Here is an 11,539-nt window from a genome sequence, read left to right as displayed (position 1 = left end):
GGGAGGGTGTCGCCGGAAAATGGATTTCGAGCGACATTCGAAAGGTCAAGACGATGAACATCGGTGAAATCTTCAATCAGAACGGCCGCCTGACGGGCTCGATCGCCACCCGCACGATCGATCTCCCGCGCATCGGGCTGCGCAAGGTCATGAGCGAGAATGAGAAGGCTCCGGTCTATGAGATCCTGGCGCTCAACGTCGCGCGTCGCTGGGTTCAGGTCGGCGCATTGTGGGAGGCTGCGTCCAAGCGCACCGGCGAGGTCTTCCTTGCCGGCAATATCGACGATCCCAGCCTGCCTGAACCGCTACCGATCGCGCTCTTCCCGGCCGATCATGGCGGCTACATGGTCGCATGGCGGCGCGACACCATGCGCTCCGACTTCGGGGGCAGCATGGGGACCAGCCGCACCAATTATGACGATCGCGGTTCGCGCGACGAAGGCGGCTTCGGCGACAGCACCGCAGGGGCTGACGGCGAGCTGGCCGGTGCAGGCGCGCCGTTTGGCGAGGAGGACCCGTTCTGATCACCCGTTGATCGGAACCAGTTCGGGGCCGGGGAGGCGTCAGGCCTCCCCGGCCCTTTTCCTTTCTTCGCATGAGGAGACAGTCCATGCCGCTTCCTTCTTTTCATGACATCGCGTCGCTGTCCGATCTCTCGGCGCTCTGCGCCGCGATCATGGCCAGTCCCGCTATCCGGGATCTGCTGACACCCCAAAACACGCTTGTGGTCCGCTCGCCGGAAATACCTGGCGGCGTTACATGCGGCGAGATCATCGCTGCTATCTGTGACCTGCTCGAAGGTACGCCCTTTGCGCCCCATGCGGCGCAAATCGTCGATGCTGTCCTGACGCGCTCAACCGCTTTCGCCAGCGTACGGGCGAACATGCACTGATCGACATAATGGGGCGGGACGCTTTTGCGCGTTCGCGCCTCTTTTCCTTTTCAATGATGAGGAGAAGTCCCATGATCCACGACCATTCGCACAGTATCAACCACTTTGCAGACCTGCCGGCGCTGTTTGCACAGATGACGGCGACACCGGAATTCAAGCGCGCCTTTGGCGACCCCATCCCGCTTTCGATCATCGCGCCGGGCGACGAGCCGGGCGAGCATGATATGCCCGAACCGCTCCACGCGCAGGCCGATTGCGCGGGTGTGATCGCCACCATCTTCGATCTTTTGACCGATACCCGCCTGGACGCGCTCGCGTCCGAGATCGCCTGGGGCATGGTCAACAGCTTCCACTTCGTCGCTGGCAAGCTTGAACGACAGGAAGACATGCTGGCCCATGAGCTGCGCGATATGATCCGGCGGATCGAGCCCTCCGAGGTCTTCAACAGCGAACTGGAGGAGAAACAGCTCCTGTGCCAGTCGCTGACCGAACAGCGCGAGGCGGTCGAGTGTATGCGCGATTATGCCGCTGAAACTTTCCGCGTGCTGTCTGGTCGCCCCTGGTCGCCGGCTCGCGGATCGCGTGTCTCGAAGGCGGCTACCGCTACGCAAGTATCGATACAGGATTTCCTGCGCGCCCGTGAACTGGCCGAACGGGAGCGGTACCGTCCCCGTGGACCGATCGTTATCGCCTCAGGCCATGCCGAGTGGCATGACTGGCAATTGCTCTGGGATCGGCTCGACACGATCCTCGAACGCATCCCGCATATGACGCTGGTGACGACCGCGCAGCGCAAGGGCTTCGACGCGATCGTGGCCTCCTGGGCTGGCAATCGGGAGGTGCAACTTGTGACATACTCGCTGATGGGGTCGGGGCGCGGTGCGCCCTTCGCCCGCAATCGCAAGCTTGTGGACCTGAAACCCATCGAAGCCTTGCTGGGTGAGGGATCGGGTATTCAGGCCAATCTTTATCAGGCCCTGCGCAAGGCCGGCGTTCCGATCCATGCCTTCCGCAAGGCCGACCAGGTGCCGGTTGAAAAGGTCGCTCCGCCCCAACGCAGCCAACTTCGCCGTGCCGCCTGACATTACATCGTTTGCATTTCGTTCGGGGACGGCGCTACGCGCTGTCCCCTTTTTCATGGAACAGATGCTACCTCGGCGATCAGGGTAAGCGTTGCCGGCACTTCCCTGCAAGGACAGCGCCTGGAGGCACCCATTTGCGAATCAGGGGCATCGAGCCCCAGATTCGCAACGCCTCTTCTCTCTCTCAAGAATTCCAAGGGTGGCACGGGACCGCGTCGGCCTCAAGGACGACGGGGCCCCACCATTTTTCGGGGCGGCTCAGGCGCCGCGCTTCTCACTCGACCATGGTGGCCGCCCCAAAAAATCGTGACCCCCATCGCCGGCTGCGCCGGTCGCGTTCCGCGATCCTTGACCCCGCCGCTCGGAGCCCGTGCCCAAGGGGGAACCTCTTTCGTTTCAACAGGAGGTTCACATGACGAAGATCAACCAGTCTGACCGCACATTTTCCGACATCGCCGCATTCATCACGCAGGAGACAGCGGCCACCACCGACGATTTCCACGCCGCCTTCGCGTCCGATCTAGATGGTGTCCGCATCGGGCCAGGCGGTGAGGAGATGGCGACCGACATGCCCGATCCGAGGGAAGCCCAGCTCGCCGTCGAACTGATCGTCACGACACTTTTCGATGTCCTGCGCGACACGCGCTTGGAGCCCGCCGCGCAACGCCTGGCATGGGGTATCGTCAACAGCTTCCATCACGTCGCCGACCAGTGGGAGGGCCAGGCCGACAAGGCGACACGGCAGGTTCAGGACCTGCTGCGTCGCGCCGATGGCAGCGAAATCCATAGCGTCGAACTCGAGCAGGCACGCGACGAACTTGAATATCTTGACGAAGCTACCGATGCACTGCGGTGCATGCGCGACCATGCCGCTGACGTCTTCCATACCGAAACCGGACGGCCATGGTCCGCGCCCAAGGGATCGCTGGTATCGAGTAAGCGCACCGCGTCGGTGATTGCCGCCACCGATTTCCTCGCCGCCCGTCGTCAGCGCAGAACTGACGCGCACAACCCGCAAGGGCCCATCGTGATCTTCTCAGGAGGAGCGGAATGCTGGTTCGACGACCGTCTCATCTGGGAGAAGCTCGATGAAGCCAAATCCCGAAATCCGATGATGGTGCTGGCGACGACTGCGCAGGACAAGGGGTGCGACGCCATGGCCGCAGCCTGGGCAGCGTCGCGCAAGGTGACGCTCATCACATTCCGCCTCAGTGCGAAGCTGGGCAAGCGGGCGGGGTTCGTACGCAACGAGCAGATGGTGGGCCTCCGTCCCGTCGAGGCGCTGGTCTGCGAAGGATCGGGATTGCAATCGCACCTCGCGCGGCTGGTCAGAGAGAAGCGTATCCCGGCGCGGTTTGTCCGACTGAGCGATCAGGAATGGGAGGCGCAATGACGTCCTGCGAGGATCGGTCCGGTTTACCGGGCCGGTCCTCATTTCTTTTTCGAGCGCAGCACTCGCCCCCGCTCAGGGACCCGCAAGCGGGCCCGTCGCGGGGGCGATGCGGAACCGCCAGCGCGGTCCCGGCCTCCTGCGCGCGGCTTCGCCGTGCTCGTCGCAGGGACACCCTTCAGGTGCGGTTTGGGAGGGCGGGTCGTCGCGAAAACGTTCAGCGTGACCATCAGAGGAGGGGAGGGCCATAGCGCGGAATGCCGCCTATGGCTTTATCATCTAGAATGATCGGAGCAGGGGAAGTTTCGCTGATATTCGTCGATGTGCAGAACGGGGATGCTTCATCACTATCGGGTTTGCCCCGGAAGACCGCATAGTCATCCTGCGCTCTGATACCGACAGAAATAGGTTCATGATGCCCCACCTCTGCCGGTTATCATCAGATTGCCGCTTCGCGGCGGGTCAGGTCACCGGCGGCAACTTTTTCAGGGCCGTCAGCGCTGCGCTGCCACCAACCCGGATCGCCTGCATCAGAAGTTCGCGGAACTCACGTTCCGTAAGCGTCTCTATCGGCACGTCGTTCACCATGGCCGCATATTTGCCGCGCAGAGCGCGGCGGGCGGTTTCCAGATCTTCCGTCAGCTTGCGCTGACGTGTTTCGAGATCGGCAAGCCGATCCCTTTCGGTCATCTTTGGCATTTCCATCGTCCTTCCCCGATGGCCTGCCCGTCACACGCAACTGTGCCATATCGACGGGCCAAAGCAAGTGCGGCTTGCCGCTTCCTGGGGGACTGGCGGGGTGTACGGCGCGCCGACGAGGCAGCGATGCTGGCAAGCGAAGCCCGGCGTTAAATCCCCTGATGAAAGGTAATCACGCTCTCGGGACCGGGCCTTATATCCGGCCTCCATTTTAAATTCTGGGAGAACAAGCTCATGAGCTCTACCCCTCAAACCGCCCTGATATCGGTCCCTGAAAACCAGCAGCAAGGGTGCCCCGCGCCTACCGGCACGAGACAGCGCAGCGCGAGCGCGCTGCGTAAGGCGGGACGCACGGCGCAAGGCCGTTTTGTAATGGACCCTACGCACGGGTGCTGCGGCCACATTATGTCCTGAAAACATTAGGATAAGTCTGCAGTACACGTCTCACACTTAACCGGTGGGCTGTCGTACGCGAAACACCACGCTCACTTGGTCCGACCTATCTTATTGAAAGTACATCTGGAATTTCGTGATACGCGTCGTACGCCTTTGCGGATCCCAGAATGCTGTGATGCCGGAACCGTCGGGGCGACGCCCGTTGAATCCTGGCCAAATTCATGGTCTTTTTGTCGCGGCAGAAAGGATGGCGCCATGACGGAATTGAACGAGGACTATATCAGCGACCTACGCCGGGCGGTGGTAAAGGCCATCTGCGAAGTGTCGGCGCAAAGGCAGCACTCTCCGGAAGCGCGCAAGGGGGATACTCTCTATATCGGGACAGCAGAAGTCTGTCAGATGCTCACGATTTTGCTGGCCGAGTTTCTGGAGGGCGTCCCTGGTCTCGATACGCCCAGTGAGGTGCGGCGCATGTCGGAGGTCGTGGCCAAGAAGATCAGACTGGGGATCGGCGAAATCCGTCGAAACCGCGACGAGACAGGCGGAACGCCGCCGCCGTCCATCATCATCAGAGGCAACTGATCGAGCTGCTCAGCCTGTTCCTGTCGGCACATATCCTCAGCGCTCAATCTCTGGATCAATCTGGTGATAGGGCGGCTTGCGCCAATATTGCCATTCCGGTAATATGCGACCGCTTCATGATATTTTCGAAGGTCTCCGGATAAGGAGACCCTTCGCTTGCCCAAGCTTAATTTCCGCCTCGATGAATCGCTGCATGCAGCCTTGATGCGCCGTGCGCTCGGTGCGAACCTGTCCTTATCGGGGTTCATCCGTCAGCTCCTCGAACAGGCGGTCGATGAGCGCAAACGCTATGTCTTCTCCTCCCAGGATGAGATCCTCGCCACCTCGATCCAGATCCTGTCAATCGTCGCGACGTCCGTCGGCGAGCAATCTCCCAGCGCGCTCGAGCAGGGCATGGCGCAGGCCCGAATGATCCTTGCCGAACGTGGACTGCTTGGCGGCGAGGATATCCCATGAGCATCTTTCGCAACGACACGTTAGGCTCCTGGACGCGGGGCGGACAGGCGATCGTCCACAATGTCCGAATGACGACCCAGGTCTTCTACCAGACCATATTGGCCGGCTTCATCATCTGGATCATCGGCACGCTCTGGTATGCGTTCGAGAAGTCGACCGAGTATGAGCGGTTCGTTCTGGTCAAATTGGCCGAAGCCACGATCAAGGTGGATGCCGCCGCCGGGACCAATGATCCGGTGCAGTTTCGCACCCCCGAAGGCCAGGCCTACTGGACCTCGGCGGACTGGCTGGTTGCCTCCACCCTCGCGAAAAAGACTCTGCATGCATTTGAAGGCTATCTGCTGCATGGCGCACTGCTCTCTGGCCTGTTCACCCTTGTCATGCTCGCCTGGGCCTGGTTCTACTTCACCCGGACGGGCAGGGGCCTTGGCTCCAACGAATATCTGCGAGGGGCAAGGTTCGGCACGATCCGCCAGGTGAAACGTGCGCTATGGCGACAGACCAAGGGACCTCTGGTGATCGGCAATGTGCCGGTGCCTGAGGCCTATGAGCCTGAGCATATCCTGCTGTGCGGTGCGCCTGGCACGGGAAAGACAAACCTCATCGTCGGCATGCTCGACGGCATCCGCAAATCGGGTCGGCGCGCCATCGTCTATGATACCGCCGGTACCTTCGTCGAGAAATTCTATCGGCAGGGCACTGACATGTTGCTCAACCCACTCGACCAACGCGCGGCGCGCTGGTCGCCCTGGGTCGATGTGCCACGCGATTATCATTATGATCAGATCGCGGAATCGACCATTCCCGACAAGCATGGCGATCCCTTCTGGGCGAAGGCGGCGCGGGGCACGCTGGTTGCGGTCATGCGCAAGCTGGCGCGCCAGAAACATACCTATGTATCGGTGCTGCTCGATCGTCTGCTGCGCTCCAAACTGAAGGACCTCGCCGCCTTTGTCACCGGCACTGATGCCGCCGCCTTCATCAGCACCGAAGGCGAACGGACATCCGCCGGCATCCAGGCCGAACTTGCATCGGTCATGCGCAGCTTCGGCTATCTCGATGACACCGAAGACGGCTTCTCGATCCGAGACTGGGTGGAAAAGGGCGCTGATGGAAGCTGGCTCTTCATCACAGTGAAAGCCGATCAGCTTCCGTCGCTACGCCCGCTTATCACCGTCTGGCTCGACATCGCAATCAGCGCGATCATGAGCCTGGCGCCCGATCGCGACCGACGGCTTTATTGCGTGATCGATGAACTGCCGACGCTGCATAAGCTGCCGTCGCTCTCGGACTTTCTCGCCCGTGCCCGCAAATATGGCGGCTGCGGCATATTGGGTTTCCAGTCCTATCCCCAGCTCAAGGCGACCTACGGCAAGGACGATGCGGCTGCGATCACTGGCTATTGCTCGACTTGGGTGGCGCTGCGCGCGAACGACACGGATACCGCCGAGCATGTCTCGATCAACCTCGGTCAGGTCGAACAGGTCGAGGCCAATGAGGGCATGTCCTATGGCGTCAACGATATGCGCGACGGTGTCAATTTGTCGCGCATGCAGGTGACGCGGCCACTGGTCATGTCGACCGAGGTCACCAACCTGCCCAACCTGGTGGGCTTCCTGCGCTTCGGCCGCAATTTGCCCGTGGTGCGGTTCGATAGCCGGTTCAACGACGTGCCATCGTTGGGGCCAGCTTTCCTCGAACGCACGACGCCCCCCATTCAGATCGACAAGGCCGGGATGCTCGTTCGCATCGCCCATGCCGAAGCGCGTGTTCGTGAAGCGATGGAGCGGGAAGCCACGCAGTCATCTCCGCCGGCGACACATGGCGAGATCAAGCCAGCGAAGCCTTCGACATCTTCGGAACCCGCCCCGACGCCACCACCCCAGCCGGATCTGTTTACGCCTCCAGCGCCGAACATCGACCCGCAGCGCGTGGAAGATATATTGCTCAATAACGAGAATGCCGAGCTTCCCGTGCCCGCCCGCAATCTTTGGACGATCCTTGCCGGCAAGCAGGGAGAAATCCGGTCCGATCTTGTCCAGCATGGCCGCGATGACGGACCGCGTGAGCGGGCGAGGCCAGCATGATCCAGCCGCAACGTCTCCATGGCAAACCAGCCAATATCGCTCGCTACTATGCGGTGGGCGATTACTACACCAAGGGCGGCAATGAACCGTCTGCATGGGGTGGGAAGCTGGCAGGCGATCTCGGCCTCTCCGGCGCTGTTGACCCGAAGCTGTTGCGCGACTTTCTTGCTGGAAAAGTCGGCGATCAACAACTCGGACGACACCGTGCGAACGGCGGAATGCAGCATCACCCCGGTTGGGATTTTGCGGTCAACGCGCCCAAGTCGGTTTCGATCATGGGGCTCGTGGTCGGCGACGAACGCGTGCTTGCCGCCCATGAGGGCGCGGTGACCGCAGCTATTTCCTATCTGGAGGAGCAGGCGCAGTTGCGCCGCCGCGATGAGGGCAAGATTGTTCATGAAACAACGGGTCGGATCCTGGTTGCTCGCTTTACCGAGCATGGCAGCCGGGAACTTGATCCGCATCTGCATACGCATCTCGTCGTGCTCAACATGACGAACCGCGAGAATGGCGATCCCATGGCAAGCCTCGAAAGCCGGGTCATGTATGGCGAACAGCGCGTGGCCGGGCAGATCTATCGGAGCGCGCTGGCTTTCGGCTTGCGCGAAGCGGGCTACGAAATCGATGCTGATCCGCGTTCCGGATTGTTCGAGATACGAGGCGTACCAAAGGACCTGATCGACCAATTCTCGCAGCGCGCCGAAGCGATCGAGGACCATGCGCGCGAACATGGTCTGGCGGGACAGAAAGCCCAGCGTGCTTCCTTTTACGCCACCCGCAAGGCGAAGGTTAAGATCGGCCAGGAAGAACTCAGCGCGCAATGGCATCAGCGGACAGGCAAGCGTCTCGAAACGCTGCAGGAGATTGCTGCGCTGGCGCGGGGTCGGGAAGGGGAGCATCCGGCGCCCACGGAACGCGATGCGTCGCGTGCTGCTCTTTTCGGCTTGCGGCAACTGGAGACATCCGAGGCGGTCAACAATTTAGGCGACATATTGCGCACCGGTCTTGCTGCCCATGTCGGTGAAGTCCGGCTCGACGATATCCGTCCCCGGATCGCAGCACATGAGGCCCTGCGCAAATTGCTGCCTACCCATGAACAGACCGGTGACAAGGTATTGACCCGTGGCCGCACCAGCCGCAAATCCTGGCGTCGGGAACTGGCATTATCTCAGCATATCGCGCTGGGCCTCAATGACGCGCGTCCAATCGCCTCAAGCGATCGCTTGCTGGCCGTGCTCGACGGGACGTCGCTCAACACCCAGCAGCAGCACGCACTTGTCGAGACGGCGCTGACGCGGGATCGGGTCACAGCGATTCACGGTGTTGCCGGTTCTGGAAAATCGACGCTGGTGAGAGTTCTGGCCGAGGCGGCCGAGCCGGGAACGACATTGATTGCATTGGCACCCACATCATCGGCCGCTGCGGAACTGGGAAGCAAGGCGAACATCATGTCCCATACTGTCGCCAGCTTCGTCGCGCGCGGCGGGCAGGGGATCACGGACCGCCATGTGCTGGTTCTCGATGAAGCAGGGCAGCTCGGCAACCGCCAGGCCCAGCGGATGCTGGAGATAAGCAGGACAACCGGCGCACGGCTGCTTTTCCTCGGAGATGAGAAACAGACCGGGGCGATCGAGCAGGGCAAACCCTTCTGGTTGATGCGAAGGCTGGGCTTGCCGACGGTCGAGTTGACGCAAGCTGTGCGGCAGGAAACGAAATCGATCAAGGCGGCCGTTACCGCTGCGCGCGCCGGGAACTTTGCCGAGGCATTGGCAAAGCTCGATAGCGTCATCACCGTCGACGACAATGAAAAGATGGCGGAGCAGGCCGTCAATGCCTGGATACGGCTCAAGCCGGAATCACGGGCCGGCACCAATATCCTCGTCCTCGACAACACGACTCGGCTGATCGTCAACAGTAAGATTCGCGAAGCGCTGAAAAACGAGAATGGGCTGGCCGCCGAGGATAGTCTGCTTTCCATTCTCGCCCCGGCGGGCTTGACCGATATCCAGAAGCATATGGCCCGTTTCTACGGGGCACGGCAGGTGGTGCGTTTCGAGCGAGACATTGCAGGGCTTGGTATCGCTCGAAATGCCGATTATCGCGTCGCCGGACGGGGACGGGATGCCAACGGGCGCCAGGTTGTGCGTCTCGTTGATAATCAGGGGCGCATCGTACGCTGGGATCCGCAGGTGACAAAGTCCAGGCACATCAATGTGTTCAGTTCTGAAGAACGGGACGTTGCCGAGGGCGACCGTATCCAGTGGCGGCTCGTCAGTCGCGAACTCGGTCTGCGCAATGCCGAGCGCGGCACCGTGGAGAAACTTGACGGCCCCTTAGCGACGATACGATGGGATCGAGATGGGCGCGTGCAGCGGGTTGATCTGTCCGAGCACCGGACCTGGGATCATGGTTATGCAGAGACGGTCTATTCCGCCCAGTCCAAAACCTATCCGCGCGTTTTCGTGCTGGCACCGGTCGAATCGCCGCTGGTCAACGCCCAGAATTTCTACACCGCCATTACCCGCGCGGCATTCGGTGCCAGGCTATGGACCAACAACGTCAAGGAACTGATTGCCAAGCTCGAGCGCCAATCAGGAGAGAAGACGTCTTCGTCGGAAGGGTTGGGCCGGTTGAAGACTGACCGCGTAGATGCCTTCTCGAAACGCCGGGAAGGCCATCTGGAAAATTTGAGGGCCGAGCAGGAGCGAGACCGAAACGAGCGGCGCGATCGGGCGCTCGAGCGACAACTCCACTATCGTGACCGCTCACCCCGTGGCGCGGCTGAGCATCTTGCCGACGGTGCCCGGAACATCGCGCAGGTGCTCGACAGGTTTCTCGCAGGCATTCTCGACCATGCGCGCGCCGAAGGACGAGCGCCGAAAATCGGCATTAACCGGGAAAATCATTCTCCTGCACCTCGACCCGAGCCCTCCCACGGCCCCGAACGATAAGGTAACTGCCTATGCTTCGCTGTAAGTTTGCCGTTCAGCTGACCCAGGGAAAGCGCTTCGCAGGCGCTGTCCCGCCTCTGCATGGGTTAGAATTCAGTTCGTCGCGCCAGACCGGAAGGTGTAGAGTTTCCTTCAGACGCATTGGAAGGACCGGGCCTGACAGCTGGACTTCTTTCGCTCGTAGCGCCGCCGCCGAGATCAATTCGGGGAGAGCGCTCTTTGCATTTCTCAAAGGTGGCCCAGCTGCGGCGCTGTCACTTTACAGTGATCCGACCAATTCAATCACTACGCCTGAAACCGCTATCCGGAGGGTCGGATGAGGTCATACGGCAACCCCAGGCTGTTATGCACTGCCGTCATCGGTATGGCATTGTACACCACCCCCACACTTTCGAAGTCTTCTGACGAGGGGGACTTGCGAATCTCCGCCTGTATTCGGCAAGCCTCGCTTGGTCAGCCCTGGCTCGAGAAAACGCTTTGGGGATTGCGCGATCAGGAAGCGGGCTGGATCGGCGCTGAGGTTCGTAACATCAATGGCTCTTACGATCTTGGTCCCTTGCAGATCAACAGTTGGTGGATACCTCGCATCGCTGCGCTTGTTGGGCGTGCACCTGTTCAGGTTCGACATTGGCTGCGTTTTGATCCCTGCTTCAATGCGGAGGCTGCAAGGTGGATATTCTTGTCTGCCTTGCGCTCTACCGGTAATTACTGGAAGGCAATTGGCGTCTATCACAGCCCGACGACGTGGCGGCAGATACGCTATCGTAGTTCGGTAGCTCGGCATATACGGACGAGATATGGAGACGCTGCCTTTCGCCCGTGATAGACAGGACGTAACTTGATTTACCAGATCTAGCGTACAGTGTATTTCGTCAGTGGGCTCTGTTGCAAAAATCGTGAAGCTTGAGCATGCTTGGCGGAGATTGGACGGACGGAACGATGACGGATTTCAAGTGGCGCCATTTCCAGGGTGATGTGATCCTGTGGGCGGTGCGCTGGTATTG

Annotated in this window: 9 protein-coding genes; 8 read left to right on the top strand and 1 reads right to left on the bottom strand. The window is 60.8% G+C overall.

Annotation, left to right across the window (positions count from 1 at the left end; genetic code table 11):
• Window positions 1-53: 53 nt before the first annotated feature.
• From WA070_RS05345 to WA070_RS05330, 4 genes are all read left to right on the top strand, one after another.
• Complete coding sequence (locus tag WA070_RS05345; RefSeq protein ID WP_088189812.1) at window positions 54-524, top strand: DUF736 domain-containing protein; 471 nt, start codon at window positions 54-56, stop codon at window positions 522-524.
• A gap of 86 nt (window positions 525-610) precedes the next feature.
• Window positions 611-892 carry a hypothetical protein gene (locus WA070_RS05340; protein ID WP_422633093.1) on the top strand — a complete coding sequence of 94 codons (282 nt, stop codon included), beginning with the start codon at window positions 611-613 and terminating at the stop codon, window positions 890-892.
• A gap of 71 nt (window positions 893-963) precedes the next feature.
• The gene (locus tag WA070_RS05335; RefSeq protein WP_422633092.1) at window positions 964-1,974 is read left to right on the top strand and encodes a DUF2493 domain-containing protein; all 1,011 of its coding nucleotides are present in this window, start codon (window positions 964-966) and stop codon (window positions 1,972-1,974) included.
• Window positions 1,975-2,386: 412 nt separating this feature from the next.
• The gene (locus tag WA070_RS05330) at window positions 2,387-3,367 is read left to right on the top strand and encodes a DUF2493 domain-containing protein (protein ID WP_325414134.1); all 981 of its coding nucleotides are present in this window, start codon (window positions 2,387-2,389) and stop codon (window positions 3,365-3,367) included.
• 459 nt (window positions 3,368-3,826) lie between these two features.
• Here the strand turns inward: WA070_RS05330 and WA070_RS05325 are convergent, their stop codons facing one another.
• A complete protein-coding gene (locus tag WA070_RS05325) occupies window positions 3,827-4,063 on the bottom strand; it encodes a hypothetical protein (protein WP_232016437.1) in 237 nt (78 codons plus the stop codon).
• Window positions 4,064-4,714: 651 nt separating this feature from the next.
• Here WA070_RS05325 and WA070_RS05320 point away from each other — a divergent pair.
• From WA070_RS05320 to mobF, 4 genes are all read left to right on the top strand, one after another.
• On the top strand, window positions 4,715-5,041 hold the full coding sequence (locus WA070_RS05320) for a hypothetical protein (protein WP_422633091.1): 327 nt from the start codon (window positions 4,715-4,717) through the stop codon (window positions 5,039-5,041).
• A gap of 156 nt (window positions 5,042-5,197) precedes the next feature.
• Entirely contained in the window at window positions 5,198-5,497 is a 300-nt protein-coding gene (locus tag WA070_RS05315; RefSeq protein ID WP_086486312.1) for a CopG family transcriptional regulator, read from the top strand.
• Window positions 5,494-7,584: a type IV secretion system DNA-binding domain-containing protein gene (locus tag WA070_RS05310; RefSeq protein ID WP_422633090.1), complete on the top strand. Its 2,091-nt coding sequence runs from the start codon at window positions 5,494-5,496 to the stop codon at window positions 7,582-7,584. The genes WA070_RS05315 and WA070_RS05310 overlap by 4 nt, the downstream gene beginning before the upstream one ends.
• Window positions 7,581-10,535: a MobF family relaxase gene (gene mobF, locus WA070_RS05305; protein WP_422633089.1), complete on the top strand. Its 2,955-nt coding sequence runs from the start codon at window positions 7,581-7,583 to the stop codon at window positions 10,533-10,535. The genes WA070_RS05310 and mobF overlap by 4 nt, the downstream gene beginning before the upstream one ends.
• Window positions 10,536-11,539 lie beyond the last annotated feature (1,004 nt).

It is taken from the genome of Sphingobium sp., from assembly GCF_049304695.1.
Classification (GTDB): Bacteria; Pseudomonadota; Alphaproteobacteria; order Sphingomonadales; family Sphingomonadaceae; genus Sphingobium.
This window is presented reverse-complemented; position numbering and strand designations above follow the sequence as displayed.